Annotated in this window: 16 protein-coding genes and 1 pseudogene; 8 read left to right on the forward strand and 9 right to left on the reverse strand. The window is 69.5% G+C overall.

The genetic code is table 11. The features are described 5' to 3' along the window. Nucleotides 1–4: 4 nt before the first annotated feature. A complete protein-coding gene (locus ACIBK4_RS15540; RefSeq protein WP_398995186.1) occupies nt 5–2,248 on the forward strand; it encodes a glycoside hydrolase family 9 protein in 2,244 nt (747 codons plus the stop codon). Here ACIBK4_RS15540 and ACIBK4_RS15545 read toward each other — a convergent pair. Together ACIBK4_RS15545 and sigJ are read right to left on the reverse strand one after the other, a co-directional pair. After that, nucleotides 2,239–3,711: a cytochrome bc complex cytochrome b subunit gene (locus ACIBK4_RS15545; protein WP_398995187.1), complete on the reverse strand. Its 1,473-nt coding sequence runs from the start codon at nt 3,709–3,711 to the stop codon at nt 2,239–2,241. The genes ACIBK4_RS15540 and ACIBK4_RS15545 overlap by 10 nt on opposite strands. Beyond that, the gene (sigJ, locus tag ACIBK4_RS15550) at nt 3,708–4,649 is read right to left on the reverse strand and encodes an RNA polymerase sigma factor SigJ (protein WP_398995188.1); all 942 of its coding nucleotides are present in this window, start codon (nt 4,647–4,649) and stop codon (nt 3,708–3,710) included. Before sigJ ends, ACIBK4_RS15545 begins: the two co-directional genes overlap by 4 nt. A 206-nt stretch (nt 4,650–4,855) precedes the next feature. Between sigJ and ACIBK4_RS15555 the strand changes: the two genes are divergently transcribed. Next, a complete protein-coding gene (locus ACIBK4_RS15555; RefSeq protein ID WP_398995189.1) occupies nt 4,856–6,469 on the forward strand; it encodes a DHA2 family efflux MFS transporter permease subunit in 1,614 nt (537 codons plus the stop codon). Between the two features lie 85 nt (nt 6,470–6,554). Here the strand turns inward: ACIBK4_RS15555 and ACIBK4_RS15560 are convergent, their stop codons facing one another. Next, the gene (locus ACIBK4_RS15560) at nt 6,555–7,244 is read right to left on the reverse strand and encodes a 2OG-Fe(II) oxygenase (RefSeq protein ID WP_398995191.1); all 690 of its coding nucleotides are present in this window, start codon (nt 7,242–7,244) and stop codon (nt 6,555–6,557) included. 32 nt (nt 7,245–7,276) lie between these two features. Further along, nucleotides 7,277–7,774 (reverse strand): methylated-DNA--[protein]-cysteine S-methyltransferase, encoded by a 498-nt coding sequence (locus tag ACIBK4_RS15565; protein WP_398995192.1) that lies wholly within the window; start codon nt 7,772–7,774, stop codon nt 7,277–7,279. A gap of 137 nt (nt 7,775–7,911) precedes the next feature. On the opposite strand from ACIBK4_RS15565, the gene ACIBK4_RS15570 reads away from it, so the two are divergent. Both ACIBK4_RS15570 and ACIBK4_RS15575 read left to right on the forward strand, forming a co-directional pair. Next, nucleotides 7,912–8,157, forward strand: coding sequence for a hypothetical protein (locus ACIBK4_RS15570; protein ID WP_033278861.1), 246 nt, complete (start codon nt 7,912–7,914; stop codon nt 8,155–8,157). 3 nt (nt 8,158–8,160) lie between these two features. Beyond that, on the forward strand, nt 8,161–8,544 hold the full coding sequence (locus ACIBK4_RS15575) for a toxin Doc (RefSeq protein ID WP_398995193.1): 384 nt from the start codon (nt 8,161–8,163) through the stop codon (nt 8,542–8,544). A gap of 498 nt (nt 8,545–9,042) precedes the next feature. On the opposite strand, the gene ACIBK4_RS15580 is transcribed toward ACIBK4_RS15575, so the two are convergent. Next, on the reverse strand, nt 9,043–10,005 hold the full coding sequence (locus tag ACIBK4_RS15580; protein WP_398995194.1) for a helix-turn-helix domain-containing protein: 963 nt from the start codon (nt 10,003–10,005) through the stop codon (nt 9,043–9,045). A 146-nt stretch (nt 10,006–10,151) separates the two neighbouring features. Between ACIBK4_RS15580 and ACIBK4_RS15585 the strand changes: the two genes are divergently transcribed. Both ACIBK4_RS15585 and ACIBK4_RS15590 read left to right on the forward strand, forming a co-directional pair. After that, entirely contained in the window at nt 10,152–11,030 is an 879-nt protein-coding gene (locus ACIBK4_RS15585) for an oxidoreductase (RefSeq protein WP_398995195.1), read from the forward strand. 404 nt (nt 11,031–11,434) lie between these two features. Beyond that, nucleotides 11,435–13,081: an RICIN domain-containing protein gene (locus tag ACIBK4_RS15590; RefSeq protein ID WP_398995196.1), complete on the forward strand. Its 1,647-nt coding sequence runs from the start codon at nt 11,435–11,437 to the stop codon at nt 13,079–13,081. Here the strand turns inward: ACIBK4_RS15590 and ACIBK4_RS15595 are convergent. The 4 genes and pseudogenes from ACIBK4_RS15595 to ACIBK4_RS15610 all read right to left on the reverse strand — a co-directional run. After that, nucleotides 13,074–14,051: a 2-hydroxyacid dehydrogenase gene (locus ACIBK4_RS15595; RefSeq protein WP_398995197.1), complete on the reverse strand. Its 978-nt coding sequence runs from the start codon at nt 14,049–14,051 to the stop codon at nt 13,074–13,076. The two genes, ACIBK4_RS15590 and ACIBK4_RS15595, sit on opposite strands and share 8 nt — an antisense overlap. Before the next feature lie 20 nt (nt 14,052–14,071). Next, entirely contained in the window at nt 14,072–14,770 is a 699-nt protein-coding gene (locus ACIBK4_RS15600) for an alpha/beta fold hydrolase (RefSeq protein WP_398995198.1), read from the reverse strand. Between the two features lie 46 nt (nt 14,771–14,816). Further along, nucleotides 14,817–15,482 carry a cyclase family protein gene (locus tag ACIBK4_RS15605; RefSeq protein WP_398995199.1) on the reverse strand — a complete coding sequence of 222 codons (666 nt, stop codon included), beginning with the start codon at nt 15,480–15,482 and terminating at the stop codon, nt 14,817–14,819. Further along, nucleotides 15,482–16,471, reverse strand: a pseudogene (locus ACIBK4_RS15610) (purine-cytosine permease family protein); the annotation flags it as partial. The pseudogene ACIBK4_RS15610 and the gene ACIBK4_RS15605, both read right to left, overlap by 1 nt. Before the next feature lie 183 nt (nt 16,472–16,654). Here ACIBK4_RS15610 and ACIBK4_RS15615 point away from each other — a divergent pair. Together ACIBK4_RS15615 and ACIBK4_RS15620 are read left to right on the forward strand one after the other, a co-directional pair. Next, nucleotides 16,655–16,939 carry a hypothetical protein gene (locus ACIBK4_RS15615; RefSeq protein ID WP_398995200.1) on the forward strand — a complete coding sequence of 95 codons (285 nt, stop codon included), beginning with the start codon at nt 16,655–16,657 and terminating at the stop codon, nt 16,937–16,939. 572 nt (nt 16,940–17,511) lie between these two features. Then, nucleotides 17,512–17,763 (forward strand): hypothetical protein, encoded by a 252-nt coding sequence (locus ACIBK4_RS15620; RefSeq protein ID WP_398995201.1) that lies wholly within the window; start codon nt 17,512–17,514, stop codon nt 17,761–17,763. Nucleotides 17,764–17,812 lie beyond the last annotated feature (49 nt).

The raw sequence follows: 17,812 nt of genomic DNA on the forward strand, positions 1-17,812 counted from the left end.
AGACGTGAAACGACGCAGAACCACCTTGCTCGCCGCCACCGCCCTCCTCGCGGCGGCGCTCACCGCCCTCCCGGCCGGCCCGGCCGGGGCCGACGAGGTCGAGCAGGTCAGGAACGGCACCTTCGACACCACCACCGAACCCTGGTGGACGACGAGCAACGTCACCGCGGGCCTGTCCGACGGGCAGCTCTGCGCGGACGTGCCGGGCGGCACGACGAACCGCTGGGACGCGGCCGTCGGCCAGAACGACATCACGCTGGTGAAGGGCGAGTCGTACAAGTTCGCCTTCACGGCGTCCGGTTCGCCCGAAGGGCAGGTGGCGCGGGCGATCGTCGGGCTGTCGGTGGCGCCGTACGACACCTACTACGAGGTCAGTCCCGAGCTGAGCGGGGCGGGCAACTCCTATGTGTACACGTTCACTTCACCCGTCGACACGACACAGGGGCAGGTCGCCTTCCAGCTCGGCGGCGGTACGGACGCCTGGCACTTCTGCATGGACGACGTGTCGCTGTTGGGCGGGGTGCCGCCGGAGGTGTACGAGCCGGACACCGGGCCGCGCGTGCGGGTGAACCAGGTCGCCTATCTGCCCGGTGGACCGAAGAACGCGACGCTGGTGACCGCGTCGACGGGCGTGCTGCCTTGGGAGTTGAAGAGCGCGGCGGGTGCGGTGGTCGCGCACGGGCGGACCGTACCGCGCGGCACCGACGTGGCCTCCGGGCAGAACGTCCAGTCGATCGACTTCGGTTCGTACCGGGGGCGCGGCGAGGGCTTCACGCTGGTGGCGGACGGCGAGGCGAGCCGTCCCTTCGACATCGGTACGCGCGACTACGAACAACTGCGCCTCGACTCGCTGAAGTACTACTACACCCAGCGCAGCGGCATCGCGATACGCGACGACCTGCGCCCCGGCTACGCCCGTCCCGCCGGTCACCTGAACGTCGCCCCCAACCAGGGCGACGCGAACGTCCCCTGCCAACCCGGCCTGTGCGACTACACACTTGACGTGACCGGCGGCTGGTACGACGCGGGGGACCACGGCAAGTACGTCGTCAACGGCGGTATCTCCACCTGGGAGTTGCTGAGCACCTACGAGCGCGCACGCCTGGCCCGCACCGGACAGCCGGCCAAGCTGCGCGACGGGACGCTCGCCATCCCGGAGAGCGGCAACAAGGTGCCGGACGTGCTCGACGAGGCCCGCTGGGAGCTGGAGTTCCTGCTGAAGATGCAGGTACCGGACGGCCGGCCGCTGGCCGGCATGGCGCACGACAAGGTTCACGACGAACAGTGGACGGGGCTGCCCCTGCTGCCGAGCCAGGACCCCCAGAAGCGCGAACTGCACGCACCGACCACCCAGGCGACGCTCAACCTCGCGGCGGCAGCGGCACAGGCGGCGCGCCTGTACCGGCCCTACGACCGGGAGTTCGCGGCGAGGTCACTGGCCGCGGCGAGGAAGGCATGGTCGGCGGCGGTCGCGCACCCCGCCGTGTACCCCGACCCGAACGACGGCATCGGCGGTGGCGCGTACCCCGACGACAACGCGACCGACGAGTTCTACTGGGCGGCCGCGGAGCTGTATCTCACCACGGGAGAACGGCAGTTCGCGGACTACGTCGTCAACTCCCCCCTCAACACGGCCGACATCTTCGGCAGCCTCGGCTTCGACTGGGCGCGCACGGCGGCGCTGGGCCGACTCGACCTCGCGACGGTCCCCAGCCGCCTGCCCGGCCGGGACGCGGTGCGCCGCTCGGTGATCGAGGGCGCGAACACCTACCTGACCACGCTACGGACCCAGCCGTACGGCATGCCGTACGCGCCGCCCGGCAACCTCTACGACTGGGGATCCAACAGCCAGATCCTCAACAACGCGCATGTCATCGCCACCGCCTACGACCTCACCGGTGCCGCGAAATACCGTGATGGCGCGCTCCAGAGCATGGACTACATCCTGGGCCGCAACGCCCTCAACATGTCGTACGTCACCGGCTACGGCGAGGCCAACTCCCACAACGAGCACAGCCGTTGGTACGCCCACGAGCTCGACCCGAACCTCCCCAACCCGCCGAAGGGAACGCTGGCCGGAGGCGCGAACTCCTCCATCCAGGACCCGTACGCACAGAGCAAACTCACGGGCTGTGTAGGGCAGTTCTGCTACATCGACGACATCCAGTCGTGGTCGACCAACGAGACGGCGGTGAACTGGAACGCGGCGTTGGCGTGGATGGCCTCGTTCGCGGCGGATCAGGGCTGACGTTCACGCTCGACCAGTTCCTTCGGTCGCCGGTGCGCGGTGAGTGTGTGGAGTTCGGCCTGGTCGAGCGGGCGGTGCACCTCCACGTACTCGCCGTGCGGCAGGCGCTTGACGATGCCTGTCTCGCGGCCGTGCAACACCAGCTCGGCGTCCCGGAGTTGGAGCCCCAGGCAGACGCGGCGAGTCACGACGAAGGCGAGTGCCGGTACGACGAACACGGCCACCCGTACCGCCCACGTCACCGTGTTGATCGACAGGTGGAGACGGGTCGCCACGATGTCGTTGCCGCCGCCGGCGAGGAGGATCAGGTAGAGGCTGATCCAGGCGACGCCGATGCCGGTGCGGGTGGGGCGGTTGCGGGGGCGGTCCAGGAGATGGTGCTCGCGTTTGTCGCCGGTCCGCCGGGACTCCAGGAACGGGTACACGCCGATGAAGACCAGGAGGAGCGGGAAGACAACGATCGGGATCAGTACGCCCAGCACCAACGTGTGGCCCCACAAGGTGACTTCCCAGCCCGGCATCACGCGGACCAGGCCCTCCGCGAAGCCCAGGTACCAGTCCGGCTGGGCGCCCGTCGAGACCTGGTCGGCGCGGTAAGGGCCGTAGGACCAGACCGGGTTGATGGAGGCCACCGCCGCCAGGACGGTGAGGGCGCCGAAGACCAGGAAGAAGAAGCCGCCCGCCTTCGCGAGGTAGACCGGCATGAACGGGGCGCCCACCACGTTGCGTTCGGTGCGGCCGGGGCCCGCGAACTGGGTGTGCTTGTGGTAGACGACCAGGAGGAGGTGGACCACCACGAGCGCGGCCATGATGCCCGGGATCAGCAGGATGTGGAGGGAGTAGAAGCGGGACACGATGTCGTGACCCGGGTACTCGCCGCCGAAGAGGAACATCGACAAGTACGTCCCGACGATCGGCACCGACAGCAGTGCGCCGTCGACGAACCGCATGCCCGTGCCCGACAGCAGGTCGTCCGGGAGCGAGTAGCCGAAGAGGCCCTCGAACAGGCCGAGGAACAACAGGGTCCAGCCGAACAGCCAGTTGAGCTCGCGCGGCTTGCGGAACGAACCCGTGAAGAAGTGCCGCATCATGTGCGTCAGCATCGCGCCGATGAACACCAGCGCCGCCCAGTGGTGCAACTGCCGGACCAGCAGCCCGCCGCGTACGTCGAAGCTGAGGTGCAGCGTCGAGGCGTAGGCGTCGGACATGCGGATGCCGTTGAGGGGGACGTAACTCCCGTGGTACGTCACCTCGTTCATCGACGGGTGGAAGAACAGGGTGAGGTAGATGCCCGTCAGGATCAGCACCACGAAGCTGTACAGGCAGATCTCGCCCAGCAGGAACGACCAGTGGTCCGGGAACACCTTGCGCAGATACTGCTTGGCGAGGGTGTGGATGCCGAGGCGGCCGTCGAACCAGTCGGCGACGCGTTCGCCCCGCGAGGGGGCGGGAGTGGTGGTCACTGGTCCTCCTCCTCGTCCCTGTGCACGTGCGTGAGCTTCTCGGGGTTGGTGACGATGTAGACCCCGGAGACCTGGTCGCCCTCGGGCGTGAGGTCCATGACCATCACCGCGTACGGGGAGTCGCCGTCGAACAGCACGGCCGCGTCGTCGCCGTTGACGCGGCGGTAGCGCAGCTCCAGGTCCTGCGGGCCGCGGCGGCGGCTCGCGAAGGAGTTGATGAGGCGGACGGCCTTGTCCCGCCCGTGCACCGGGCGCAGTCCGGCCGGTTTGCGGTTGCCGCCGCTGTCGGTCCAGACGGTCACGTCCGGCGCGAGGATCTCCATCAGCGAGGCGATGTCCCCGCCGATCGCGGCCCGCACGAACCGCTCGGTCGCCTCCCGCCGAACCCGGGGATGCGCCTCGTACAGCGGCCGCCGCGCGTGCACATGCGCCCGCGCCCGGTGCGCGAGCTGTCGTACGGCGGCCGGGGTGCGGTCGATGATGTCCGCGATCTCGGTGTGGGCGTAGCCGAACACCTCGTTGAGGACGAAGACCGCGCGCTCCAGCGGGGACAGCGACTCCAGGACGACCAGCATGGCCAGCGACACGGACTCGGCGCGCAGGGCGGGGTCCACGGGATCGTCGTCGGCGGGCTGGTCGACCAACGGCTCCGGGAGCCAGGGGCCTACGTACGTCTCGCGGCGGCGGGTGATCGTGGCGCGGCGCTGGAGCGCGTGGTTGACGGCGATGCGGACGAGATAGGCGCGCTGGTTGGTGATCGTGTCGAGCGGGGAGCGCCGGGCGCGTGACGTCCAGGAGAGCCAGGTCTCCTGGAGGACGTCGTCGGTGTCGGCGACGCTGCCCAGCATGTTGTAGACGAGGCCGAACAGCAGCTCCCGATGGTCCATGAAGACAGTGGTCGCCTCGTCGGTGACAGCGATCCCGGAAATCTCGGACATGTATGCGCCTCCCCAGTGGCGTGCTCACTACTGCGAGGGCCGGCGGGGGTCGGAATGTGACAGCCGAGGGTGTGAATGTGACGTACGTCTCGGGAAACGGGCGCCGTGTCACACCTGTTGGGCGGTCGGCCTCTTGAACGCGAGTCCGGCGTGCGGTCGGACGCGTAGCCGGATGTTCGGCAGTTCGGATGTAAGGAGTCGGCATCGTGTTCAAGAAGTGGCACGGCAATCCCTGGGCGATCCTCATCACGCTCTCGCTCGGGTTCTTCATGACCCTCCTCGACCTGACGATCGTGAACATCGCGATCCCTCAGCTCGGCGAGGACCTCGGCGCGTCCCTGGACGAGATCCTGTGGATCGTCAACGCCTACACGCTGGCGCTGGCCGTCCTGTTGATCACCGGCGGGCGCCTCGGTGATCTGCGCGGCAAACGGAACCTGTTCGCCGCCGGAGTCACCGTCTTCACCCTGGCCAGCCTCGCCTGCGGGCTTGCGCAGGATCCCGCCCAACTCATCGGGTTCCGTGCGGTGCAGGGGTTGGGTGCGGCCCTGCTCATGCCGCAGACCCTGTCGATCATCGCCGAGGTGTTCCCGGCCGACCGGCGTGGTGTCGCGATGGGGATCTGGGGTGCGGTGGCGGGGGTGTCCGGTGCGCTCGGGCCGATCCTCGGCGGGGTGCTGATCACCCATCTGTCCTGGCGCTGGATCTTCTTCGTCAACCTGCCGATCGGGGCGCTGGTGCTCGTGCTCACCATGGCGATCATCCCGGGTGCCGGGCGTACGGTACGGCGCCGCTTCGACACCCTCGGCGTCGGTCTTGCCTCAACTGCCCTGTTCTGCCTGGCGTTTGGGCTGACCGAGGGACAGCGGTACGACTGGAACGCGTGGATCTGGAGCCTGTTCGGCGCGGCCGTCGTGCTCTTCGCCGGGTTCCTGGTCCATGAGCGCGGCCAGCAGAACGGTGAGCCGTTGGTCCCGTTCTCGCTCTTCCGGGACCGGAACTTCAGCCTCATCAACTTCGTCGGCGTCACCGTGTCGTTCGGCGTGGTCGGGATGTTCCTGACGCTGACGATCTATCTGCAGTCCGTGCTCGGGTTCAGTGCGCAGAAGGCGGGGCTTGTGCTGTTGCCGGTGGCGCTCGGGTCGTTCGTCATGGCCGGGCCTGCGGGGGCGCTCGCGGACAAGGTCGGGGGCAAGTTCATTCTGATGGGCGGGCTGTCGGCCTGGGCGGGTGGGCTGGTCTGGGTCGTCGGTGTCGCGGATGTCGGTACGGGGTGGTTGACCATCGCGTTTCCGTTGTTCCTCACGGGGTTGGGGGTCGGCTGTACGTTCGCGCCGATGGCCACGGAGGTCATGCGGAATGTTCCGCCTCGGCTTGCCGGGGCCGCGTCCGGTGTCACCAATGCGCTTCGGCAGGTCGGGTCGGTGTTGGCCGGGGCGGTGATCGGGGCGGTGCTTCAGGCTCAGCTGGCGTCTTCTTTGACCTCGCAGGCGCGGGGTCGGGCTGGTCAACTCCCTTCTGCTTACCGGGAGTCCTTCGTTGCCGGGTTCTCCAAGGCGGAGTCTGGCGTCGGTGCGGGGCCGCGAGGGGGTGCGCCGGGTGGGGTTCCGCGTGGTGTTGCCGAGCGGATGCGGGTGTTGGGTGGGGAGGTGTTCGGGCATGGGTTCGTCCATGCGATGGGGCCCGCCGTCTATGTTGCCGTTGCTGTGCTGTTGGGTGGTGCGGTTGCTTGTCTTGGCGTGCGGCGACACCACGGGCCGTCCGGTAATCCGCATGCCTTGCCCATGTCTGAGCTGGAGTTGGAGGAAGCCGCGGGGTGAGTTGGGGCCGGTCGTTGGCTGCGGGTCGGTGGGGGCTGGTCGCGCAGTTCCCCGCGCCCCTAAGGTGTTGAGCCTCCCCAGGTTTTCAGGCGGCGTCGTGGAACACCAAGCCCAACGCGTGTCGCCTGCCGGAGCGTACGGTGCTCACCCCGTGTCGCATGGGGCCGGACGACCAGCCGCGCTTCGATCGGACCGGTCGGTCGCGAGTTGTGAACACCAGGCCGTGGCCCTGCTGGAGTGGGGTCGCGGTGGCTCGGGACTGGGCGCGAGGGCGTTGTTCGACCATCAGGAACTCGCCGCCCGTGTAGTCGGTGCCGTATTCATCCAGGCCGATCACCACCTGGAGTGGGAAGACCAACTCGCCGAAGACGTCGCGGTGGAGGGCGTTCCAGTCGCCCTCGCCGTAGCGGAGCAGGATCTGGGCCGAACGGTCCTGGCCGGAGGCGTGGCAGAGGGCCAGCCACTCGTCCAGGTCGTCCGGCCAGGGGGCCGGGCGGCCGAGGCGGGCCGCCCAGTCCCGGGCGATCGGCAGCAGGCGTGGGTAGAGCGCGGCGCGCAGGGCGGCGATCGGTGCGGGGAGGTCGTGCGTGAAGTAGCGGTACTCGCCGGAGCCGAAGCGGTGGCGGGCCATGTCCACCGTGGTGCGGAACAGTTCCGGCTTCTCGTACAGCGCGGTCAGGTCGCGGCACTCTGCGGGTGTGAGCAGTTGGGCGGTCGGTGCGCTGCCGTAGAGGTCCAACTCCTCTGCCAGAGCTGACCAGTTGGTGCTGTCCATGATTGCCCCTCCCTCCTTGTTCTCGTCGTTCGTCAGCCGAGCATCGGCTGCAACGCGCCCTCGTGGGTGAGGAGTTGTACCTTGCGTTCGACCCCGCCGGCATAACCGCGCATCGAGCCGTCCGCCCCGATCACTCGATGACACGGGCGCACCAGGAGTAGTGGGTTGGCGCCCAGGGCCGCGCCCAGTGCCCTGATTTCGGCGCGCGGTACGTCCAGGCGCTCGGCGAGGGCGCCGTAGGTCGTCGTGGTGCCGTACGGGATCTCGTCCAGGGCCTGCCAGATCCGCTGCTGGAACTCCGTTCCCTCGACGGCGAGGGGGAGTTCGAAGCGGGTCAGGTGTCCGGCGAAGTACGCGGACAGTTGGCGGGTGGCCTCGGTGAAGGCCTCGTCGTCGCGTTGCCGGTCGGCGGGGACGGTCGGGTGGTCCGGCATGGTCAGGGACGTGAGAGTGGTGCCGGCCGGTGACTTCTCGCCGGTCAGGAGCAGCTTGCCCAGGGGGCTGTCGGTGAGGGTGTAGATGGTGTTCATGGGGATCAGTCTGCTCCGGAACCGCGGCCGGTACCGGCGGGATTCGGACATGGAGGTGAGACCCGTTCGGTACCGTCGGGCGTAGCTCTTGACCTGGTGGTATTTACGGGTAAGTACCCGAGCGGTACCGTGTTCGTATGCCAGCTCTCAACGTGGAGTTCAGCGAGCGCGAGCTTGAGGACCTGCGGCAGATCGCCAAGGAGCGCGGTACCTCGATGAAGGCGCTCGTGCGGGAGGCGGCCGCGGCCGACATAGCTCGGCACCGGGCGCTGCAGGAGGGAGCCGAGGCGTTCCGCCGGTTCTTCGCCACGCACGCCGACGAGTTCGCCGCCGCGTTCCCCGACGACGAACCCGCGGCCAAGGGCGAGGGGCGGGTCGCCTGACGCATGCCCGTCATCCCCGTCATCCATATCGACGTGCCCTGGCTGCTCCAGCGTCATGAGGAAGTCCTGCCGGACCAGCCCACCATCAACGACTTCTCGGCGTTAGTCGCCGCCGTCGCCCGGCATCGCGTCGACCCGCCCCGCCTCGGCGTCGACTCCGACCCGGCCTGGCGGGCCACGGCCCTGCTGCACACCCTCGCCCTGCTCAAGCCCCTGCCCTCGGCCAACGCCCGCTTCGCCTGCGCCACGGCGGTCGCCTACATGTTCGTCAGCGGCGTCGGCATCGACCCGCCCTACGGCGCCCTCGTCGACCTCGCCCGCGATCTCATCTCCGGCAAGACGGATGTCTACGGCGCGGCGGACCGCCTGCGTTCCTGGCAGATCTGACGGGCAAGTCAGTCCCACAGGCGGGTTGTTGTCCAGCGGTCCTCGGCCCTCGGTCCTCGTCGAGGCGGGCGATCTCGTCGCGCTCCAACGGGGTCTCCCGCAAGGGCGCTTCGTCGGCCACGGCCCGGTTGTCGCCCTGGCGGGGCGTCTGGGCCGGACGCGTCTCGCCGCTTGCTGCCCGCAGGGGTCCCCCTGAGGGCGTCGCGCCGGATGCGGCCCGGGAATCCTCCCGCCAGGGTGCCGCGCCCGACGCCGCCCGCGGGTTTCACTCAGGGGCGTCGCGCCGGATGCGGCCCGGGAATCCTCCCGCCAGGGTGCCGCGCCCGACGCCGCCCGCGGGTTTCTCTCAGGAGGCGTCTCGCCGGACGTGTCTCGTCGGTCGGCGTGGTGGGAGGGCTCGCCGCTTGCCGCCGACAGGTTTCCTTCCGGGGGCGTCTCGTCGGACGCGGCCTGTGAATCGTTCCGTCGGGGGATCGTGCTGTTGGCCGCCCGAGGGTTTCACTCAGGAGGCGTCTCGCTGGATGTGTCTCGCCGGTCGTCCCGGCGGGAGGGCTCGCCGTTCGCCGCCCGCAGGTTTCCCTCCGGGGGCGTCTCGTCGGACGCGGCCCGGGAATCCTCCCGCCAGGGTGTCGGGCCGGATGCCGTCAAGCTGCCCAGCAGGCCCAGGAGTTCCGCGCTGCGGCTGCCCGGCTCGGCGTGGAAGACGACCATGCTCAGTGCGTTCGTGCCGGGGATCTCGAACTTGTTCGACCGGAGTTCGAAGTCGCCGACGAGCGGGTGGGTGAGGAGGCTGGTCCGGCCGAGCATGGGCCGTACCTCGTGGCGGCTCCAGAGGAGCCGGAAGCGGTCGCTGCGCACGGACAGCTCGCCCACCAGCTCCACCAGCCGGGGTTCGTCGACGTCGGGGCCGATGTGGCCGCGCAGGGTCGCCACGCCCTCGGCGGTCAACTCCTCCCAGTCGCGCCGGAGTTCGCGCTCGGCGGGGTCGAGGAAGACAGCGCGCAGCAGGTTCACGCCCGGTGTGTAGTTCGGGGACAGCGCCCGGCACAGCGCGTTGGCCGCGAGGCAGTCCGTGAAACGGTTCTGGACGTATGCCGGGTGACCGGACCACGTGTCGAGCAGTTCGCGGACGCTCGTCGGTACCGCCTCGGGGCGCCGGACCCGCCTGCGGGACACGGCCGGCCGCTCGGGCTGTGCGAGGCTCAGGAGATGGGCGGTCGCGGAGGTGTCCAGGCGCAGTACCCGGGCCAGCGCCTCCAGCACCTGCGCGGACGGGTTGCGGTCGCGGCCCTGTTCCAGCCGCAGGTAGTAGTCGGAGCTGATGCCGGCCAGCAGGGCGACCTCTTCCCGGCGCAGCCCCGGCACCCGCCGCAGCCCGCCGCCGCTCAGCCCCACGTCCTCGGGCCGGACCCGCTCCCGGCGGGCCCGCAGAAACTCCCCGAGCGCGTTCTTGCTGTCCACACCCACCACCGTAGATCCGAATCCCCGGAGGTGCGTGTCCCTGTCACTACCAGGAACATCCGGGTACTGCCTGCCGGGCCGGGACAGGCGCACAGTCGGTGGCAGGACCGAACCGTCCACCCCTCCCATGTGAAAGGCGCGACATCATGGCCGACACCGTCTCCGGCGGCACCCTCACCCTCGCCCCGGACCTCACCCTCACCCGCATGGGATACGGCGCCATGCAGCTCGCGGGCCCCCACGTCTTCGGCCCCCCGAAGGACCGCACCGAAGCGGTGGCCGTCCTCCGGGAGGCCGTCGAGCGGGGGATCACGCACATCGACACCAGTGATTTCTACGGACCCGTCGTCGTCAACGAGATCATCAGGGAGGCCCTGCACCCGTACCCGGACGACCTGCACATCGTGACCAAGGTCGGCGCCCGGCGCGGCCTCGACGGCAGTTGGATCGTGTCCCGGCACCCCGAGGACCTCAAGGCACAGGTGTACGACAACCTTCGCAACCTCGGGCTCGACGCGCTCGACGTGGTGAACCTGCGGCTCGGCACCCAGGACGGCGCCGACGAGGAGTCGGTCGGGGAGAAGTTCGGGGCGCTGGCCGAACTGCGGAAGGCCGGGCTGATCCGGCACCTCGGGCTGAGCACGGTCTCCGCCGCCCAGCTGACCGAGGCGCAGGCCATCGCCCCGGTCGTCACCGTGCAGAACCTGTACAACCTGGCCAACCGGCAGGACGACGCCCTCGTCGAGCGGTGCGCCGCGGAGAACATCGCGTTCGCCGCCTACTTCCCGCTCGGCGGCTTCACCCCGCTGCAGTCGCGGACCCTCACCGACGTCGCCGCCCGGCTCGACGCCTCGCCCCAACAGGTCGCGCTGGCTTGGCTGTTGCGACGTTCGGCGACCACTGTCCTGATCCCGGGGACCTCGTCCCGCGCGCATCTGCGGGACAACATCGCCGCCGCGGATCTGGTGCTGCCCGACGACGCGATCGCCGAACTCGACGGCATCGGCCGGCCCGTGGCCCGATGAGCCGTGGCTGGAGGAAGGGAGGGCGGGGGTGGGCCGCCCCCGCCCTCGGGGCCGCCGACCGAGGGCGGGAGGAGCAAGGTCGGCGGCCGTTTGGCGCGGGAGAGCCGCCGTCCAGCGCGTGGCCTCCGAGAAGGGCCGAGACCAGTGGACCGCGGTGAGCCGTGGGCCGGGAGCGTGCGTGACGCACCGGTGTGTGCGCATGGTTCACACGGGGCGCATGGAAAATCGAAAGCCGGTGCAAGTGAACCGAGTTGTCACCGCATCTGACTTTCTTTCAATGATGTGGAAGTTACCCAAGTGCCTTGTTGGGTTGGGTGGGTTGTGCAAGGGTGAAACACCCGCGCGGGGGCTAATGCCCGGGGCTCATTGACCTGTTGATGAACCGAATCCGAGGAATCCACTCCGTGTCCATCCCGCATCCCCCTCGTCCTCCTTACCCGCCGCCGGACGGCGGTGCCCCCGAGGAATCCGACGAGACCCTGGCCGCCCGGCTGCGGGGCCGTCCGGAGGGCGAGGCCGCTCATTCCGTCGCGCTGCTGATGGCGCGGCACTGGCGGCCGGTCCAGGATTACGCGGGCGTCTGTCTCGCCGCCGAGGGTGCCATCCCCGCGATGGCCGCGGCAGCCGCTTTCCACCAGGTGTTCGACCGGCTGACGTTCGGCGAACACGGCGTGGCCCTGCGGCCCCGGCTGCTGCTGACCGTCCGCGACACGATCCGGGAGTGGTCCGCGGAAGAGCGAATAGCCAGTGTTCTTCCGGACCTGGGGAATCCCTCCGGGGGCCGCGCGATGCGGGCCGCGAAGTCGATGACGGCGGAAAATCGCAAGCTCGCCGAGCGGTCTTTCCAGACGCTTCCGCCGTTCGCCCAGTGTCTGCTGTGGCACACCGAGGTCGAGGCCGAGTCGATAACCGTGCCGGCGGCCCTGCTCGGCATGGATACCGACACCGCGTCGGCCGCTCTCCAGCAGGCGCACGAAAAATTCCGGCAAGGCTGTGTACGCGCCCACCGGGAACTCGCGCCGACCCAGGATTGCCGCTTCTACAACCGCCTCCTCGACGTCCCGATTCGGCGCGGCGGCGCACTGCTGCCGGATGTCCAGCAGCATCTCGCCCAGTGCCGCTACTGCCGTTTCGCCGCCGAACAACTCAGCTATTTCGAAGGCGGGCTGGGCGTCCTCCTCGCCGAGGCCGTGCTCGGCTGGGGCGCCCGCCCCTACCTGGAATCACGGCCCGGCCGCGCCGGCCGCGACCCACGGACCAGGACCGCCGTCCGGCACGGCGGCGGGCACACCGGCGGCAGCACGGGGCGGCACCGGATGCTGTCCCGGCTCCCCGCACCCGGCCGCCGTCTCGTGGACGCGGCCCGGTCGGCCCGGTCGGCCCGGTCGTCCCGCTCGTTCTTCGTCGGCGTCGGCCTGATCAGCGCCGGGGTCCTCGCGACGGTGTCCGCCGTCGTCCTGTGGCCGGACCACAGCGGCGGCACCGCCGATCCCGTCGCCTCCAGCACCACCAACAGCGGCTCAGGACACGTCTCGTCATCGGCACCCGGCACCGCCCGGCTCCCCGCCACACCCCAGCGGACGCGGCTGCACAACACCGCCGCCGACCTCTGCCTCGACATCCGCGGCACCGCGAAGGCCGGAGCCAGTACCGTCCTGGCCGCCTGCTCCTCCGTCGAGGCCCAGGAGTGGTCGTACGACACCGACGGGCTGTTGCGCAGTGTGGCGAGCCCGGGGCTGTGCCTGGACTCGCACGCGGACGCCGGTGTCGTCGTCCTCGGCGCCTGCGCCGACGCGAAGACCGAGCGTGCCGACGACGTCCGCTACGACCTCACCGTGCAGGGCGAGTTACTGCCCCGCTGGAACTCGCAACTCGCCCTCACCTCGGCCGGCGAGGACCCGGGCGCCGACATCGTCCTCAAGGTCCGCGACGGCTCCACCGCACAGCGCTGGCTGACCGACGCGGTGACGGCCAGCCCCGGTTCGCTGTCGATCGCCGGCACGGGAGCCCCGTCACCCCGCCCCGCGAAGATCGCGGACCGGCTCAACTGACCACATCCCCCGGCGACTTGCCGGTCAGGTACCCGGCGGCATTCTGTACGGCGGCCAGCGCGATCCGGAGCACCGTCTCCCGGGTCACGCCACCGACGTGCGGCGAGAGCACCACGTTCGGGGCCTTGAGCAACCGCAGGGCGGGGGTGGGCGGTTCGGGGTCGAACACGTCCAGCCCCGCACCCGCGAGGCCGCCCGATTCGAGAGCGTCCGCGAGGGCGTCCTGGTCGATCAGGGCGCCCCGCGCGGTGTTGATCACGAACGCGGTGGGCTTGAGCAGCGCGAGCCGCTCCCCGTTCAGGAGATGCCGGGTCTCGGCGGTGAGCGGCACGTGCAGGGTGACGTAGTCGGAGAGGCGCAGCAACTCGTCGAGCGGGACGTGCCTCGCCCCGCCGAGCCTCGCGGTCGTCTCCTCGGGGACGGGGCGTCGGCCGGCGTGGACGACGGTCATGTCGAACGCGGCTGCCCTGCGGGCGACTTGCTGTCCGATGGCGCCCAGTCCGACGATGCCGAGCGTCTTGCCGGACAGCTCGGTCAGGGAGCGCTGGAGGCGGGGGAGTGCCCAGTCGCCCTCGACGAGTGCGGTGTGCGCGGGGACGAGCTGCTTGGCCAGGGCCAGCATCAGGGCGAAGGTCTGCTCGGCCACGTTCTGCGCCTCGGCGCCGCTGGAACCGATGGTGCAGACGACCACCCCCTGGGCGCGGGCGGCCTCCAGGTCGACGTAGTCGAAGCCGTGACTCGCGCACTGCACCAGCTCCAACTCCGGGGCAGCGGCGAGGTGTTCGGCGGTCACCGGGGAGAGCGCGGTGATGACGACGTGCGCCGCGCGCAGGGCTCGTGGGTCCTCGTCGACGGTCTCGACGACGGTGACGTCCACCCCGTCGGGCAGCAGCGTCGCGAGACCGGCTCCCGCCTTGCGGCCGCCCATGTGGGGCGGGACGACGGCCAGGACGTTCTTCGTGGGGGACATGCGGATCCTTGATGAGGGGGTCAGGAGGAGCGGGCGGCCGACTCCCGCAGGACGCGGGCGAGTTCACGGGGTTGCGAGAACATCGGCCAGTGGCCCGTGTTCATCCGGACCAGCTCCCAGCGCCCGCTCGCGACCAGTTCGTCCGCGGGGGTCGGCAACTCGTGGCCGTCGAGCAGGCACTTGACGTAGGTGGCCGGGAGGTCGGCCAACGGGCGGGCCAGGACCGCCGGTTCGGTGAGCGTGGCACCCGGGTGCGGGGTGCCGTCGGTGACCATGCGGGTGATCTGCTCGTCCGTGAGGTCCTGGCCGGCGAAGTCCTCCGGGTCCGGGGTCGGCCAGACTCCGCCGTTCTCGGCGAGGGACTTCCTGACGTGGTCGCTCGCGAAGCCGTCCAGGGCCGACTCCCCGTCGACCGGCAGGCCCGAATCGACGAACACCACCCGCGTCAGCCGGTCGCCGATCCGCTCCGCGGCCTGGCCGACGGGCACACCTGAGTAACTGTGTCCGACCAGGACGACGTCCCGCAGATCGAGCCGCTCGACCTCGTCGACGATGTCCTGGACATGCGTCTGCTGCCCGGCCGGAACCCCCTGCTTCTCCGCCAACCCGGACAGGGTCAGCGCATGCACCTCGTGCCCGGACGCGCGCAGCTCCGGCACCACCTCGTCCCACGCCCACGCACCGAGCCACGCCCCTGCCACCATCACGAATCGAGTCATGGTCCCAACGTAACCGCCAGGTCTGACAACGACCTTCGGGAGCCGATCAGACCGCCCGCGCCACGGCCCGCACCGGCGCACCGTCGGCCCCCGGCAGCCGGAGCGGGAACAGGAACACCTCCACGTCCGGAACATCCACCAACTGCTCCAGACCCGTGAGGTTCTCGGCGATCACCCCGCCCGCACCGCACAGCACCCGGTGCGCGGGCAGGCCCAAGTCGGCTGTCCCATCGCCGGGTTCGGGCGTCGGGTCGACACTGAGCGCGTCGACCGCGACCGTACGGACCCCGGCCGCGACGAGCGCCTCGGCCGCCTCCGGGGTGAGCCACGGGTGGGCGAGGTAGTGATCGGTGCCCCAGTACGCCGACCAGCCCGTGGCCAGCAGAAAGAGGGACCCCGGCCTCAATTCCCGCAGCGCGGGTGCCAGTAGCGCGGGGGTGATCGGCGCACGGTCCGGCAGCCCCCGTACGTCGGCCACCACCGCGTGTCCGCCGAAGCGTTCCAGGGGGAGCTCGTCGAGGCGGGGCCACGCGTCGTCCACGTGGTAGGGGGCGTCGACATGTGTGCCCGACTGCGAACCCATGTGCAGCCGAAGGACGTTGACGCCGTCCCGGGGTGCGCGCAGGGCGACCGAGACCTCGACGGCCGGGTCACCGGGATAGACAGGCATCCCGGTGACCACGGGCACCGACAGGTCGATCCAGGCCGGCATCAGCCGGCCTCGGCGGCCACGGTAGGCACCTCGATTTCCGCCCCGGGGCCCGTGATCGGCGGCACCGGGACCTCGACGGTACGGGCCAGCCGCGCGCCCTCCGGGCCGTACGCGGCGCGAGGTTCGGGGAACAGCCGGAGCAGGCCCAGGAACAGCACGGCGGCCACGGCGAGGGAGAGCGGGAGGCTGATGTCGACGCCGTTGGCGAGGTCGCCGAGCGGGCCGACGAACTGCCCCGGGATGTTGGTGAACAGCACACCGACGACGGCGGCCACCCACCAGGCGGTCATGCCGCGCCAGTTCCAGCCGTGCGCGAACCAGTAACGCCCGCCGCGCTGACGGCGGTTGAAGACCTGGAGCGCGTCCGGGTCGTACCAGCCGCGCCGGGTGTAGAAGCCCAGCATCATCACGACCATCCACGGAGTCGTACAGGTGATGATCATCGTGGCGAAGGTGGAGATCGACTGTACGAGGTCGAGGCCGAACCGGCCGATGAAGATGAACGCGATGGACAGCACCCCGACCAGGAACGTCGCCTGCACCCGCGACAGCCGGGGGAACACCGACGAGAAGTCGAGCCCGGTGCCGTAGAGCGAGGTCGTGCCCGTCGACATGCCGCCGATCAGGGCCAGCAGACAGACCGGCAGGAAGAACCAGCTCGGTGAGATCGCGAGGAGGCCGCCGACGAAATCGGGGGCGGCCGGGTCGACGTACTTGGGGGCCTTCGTGGCGATGATGCTGGCCGTCGCCAGACCGAAGACGAACGGCAGCAAGGTCGCGATCTGGGAGAGGAACGCGGCGCCGACCACCTTGCGGCGCGGGGTGTTCGCCGGGATGTAACGCGACCAGTCGCCGAGGAACGCGCCGAAGGACACCGGGTTGGAGAGCACTATCAGGGCCGCGCCGATGAACGACGGCCAGAACAGCGACTGGGTCGCCGCGTCCGCCGAGGACGTGAAGACACCGGCGTACGACGGGTCGAAGTCACCGATGTTTCTCCGGGGCGCCACGAGTGTGCGGGGGGAGTTTCCGCAGCTCAGAAGCAGTCAGAACGATCATAGCGCGCGCAACACATGTGGTGCACGGAGGCTCGTTGTTGACGTCAGTTCCATCTGCTTTGGCCGTGTGGAAGTCCTCTCGCTGATCGGGACGCGTGGGTAGCCTCGCTGGGCATGACGAACATAAATGCCCATGGAGACGCCTTTGGGCAGAGCCAGCCGCTCAATGACGAGGTTGCCCCCCTCGATGCGCATGTGAGTGGGGACATCGTCGAGGTCATCACGACCATCGCGACGCCGACCGCTGTCGCGGCGGGCATCAAGTACGGGCTCCAGTCGTGGGATAACCACGTGACTCAGCAGGCGGAGACCCAGCGCGAGCAGATCCGCCAGGACGGGGAGACCGCCCGCGCCGTCATCGCGGCGCAGACCCCGTCGCAGACGGACGAGCCCGCCTGAGCCTCATCAACTCCTGTCTCCTCGCAAGTCGTTCAGCTGATCGATGATGGCCAGCCGTAAGGATCTGGGGTCCCACACGACTCAAATGAGTGATCTGCATCACGGTTTTTTGTATTCGTCACTCCGTGAAGTGCCCCGAAAGTTGATGAAAGTTGCCGGGAAACCGGACAGGGAAAATCCGATGGCCTCCCAGAGCGCTTGCGCGGGTCATCGCTGGTCGATGCCGTATGACCATCGATTCCCCTGTTGAATTCCCGACAGTGAGGGGTGGGAAATCTGATCCGAGGTAGCCATTTTTCCCATGGCGCAACCGTGGGAACTTGACACATGAGGCGACATCTTCGCAGGTCAGAGGCCTGGCTGGTACTCGTTGGGGCCTTGTGTTCGTGGCAGACTGTCGGAGCCATAGGCGGGGCCGATCGTATCGACCTCGCACTTTGGCAACTCTCCTGCGTACGACGAAGGGAAGCGCCCAGCGCTGCTGGCAGGCTTCCGCTGGTGCGCTTCCCGTCATTCGTACGCAGGGGCGGTATCCGTCTGACCATGCCTATTGAAGAAAGAGGACGTGCTCCGTGTCGCACATCGAAGGTACCCCAAGGGGTGGTGATCTGGAGGATCAGGTGCATGAGGACTCAGCACCTGAAGCGGCGGGCAGGAACCGGCGCCCGAACTCCCTTGCGTGGGCGCAGATGGTTCTATGTGCACTCTGCGTTGCAGCCGGGGCTGTCATCGGGCTGGCGGGCCCGGTGGCCTTGGGCGTTGCCGTCGCGACCGCCGGAGTTCTGGGCGGCGGCATCCAGGTGACGGTCCATATCCGCCGCTGAGCCGAACAGCTTCTCAGCAAGGTCGGGGACTGGCACGGTGGCTGACGCT

Origin of the sequence: Streptomyces sp. NPDC050528 (assembly GCF_044457795.1) — a bacterium.
In the GTDB taxonomy this organism is placed as follows: Bacteria; Actinomycetota; Actinomycetes; order Streptomycetales; family Streptomycetaceae; genus Streptomyces.

Excerpts from the sequence above, each read along its gene's own strand:
- ACIBK4_RS15605 (WP_398995199.1), bottom strand. The coding sequence starts at position 15,482 with ATGCCGGCCTGGATCGACCTGTCGGTGCCCGTGGTCACCGGGATGCCT.
- ACIBK4_RS15570 (WP_033278861.1), top strand. The coding sequence starts at position 7,912 with ATGCCAGCTCTCAACGTGGAGTTCAGCGAGCGCGAGCTTGAGGACCTG.
- ACIBK4_RS15615 (WP_398995200.1), top strand. The coding sequence starts at position 16,655 with ATGACGAACATAAATGCCCATGGAGACGCCTTTGGGCAGAGCCAGCCG.
- ACIBK4_RS15575 (WP_398995193.1), top strand. The coding sequence starts at position 8,161 with ATGCCCGTCATCCCCGTCATCCATATCGACGTGCCCTGGCTGCTCCAG.
- ACIBK4_RS15560 (WP_398995191.1), bottom strand. The coding sequence starts at position 7,244 with ATGGACAGCACCAACTGGTCAGCTCTGGCAGAGGAGTTGGACCTCTAC.
- ACIBK4_RS15600 (WP_398995198.1), bottom strand. The coding sequence starts at position 14,770 with ATGACTCGATTCGTGATGGTGGCAGGGGCGTGGCTCGGTGCGTGGGCG.
- sigJ (WP_398995188.1), bottom strand. The coding sequence starts at position 4,649 with ATGTCCGAGATTTCCGGGATCGCTGTCACCGACGAGGCGACCACTGTC.
- ACIBK4_RS15585 (WP_398995195.1), top strand. The coding sequence starts at position 10,152 with ATGGCCGACACCGTCTCCGGCGGCACCCTCACCCTCGCCCCGGACCTC.
- ACIBK4_RS15595 (WP_398995197.1), bottom strand. The coding sequence starts at position 14,051 with ATGTCCCCCACGAAGAACGTCCTGGCCGTCGTCCCGCCCCACATGGGC.
- ACIBK4_RS15565 (WP_398995192.1), bottom strand. The coding sequence starts at position 7,774 with ATGAACACCATCTACACCCTCACCGACAGCCCCCTGGGCAAGCTGCTC.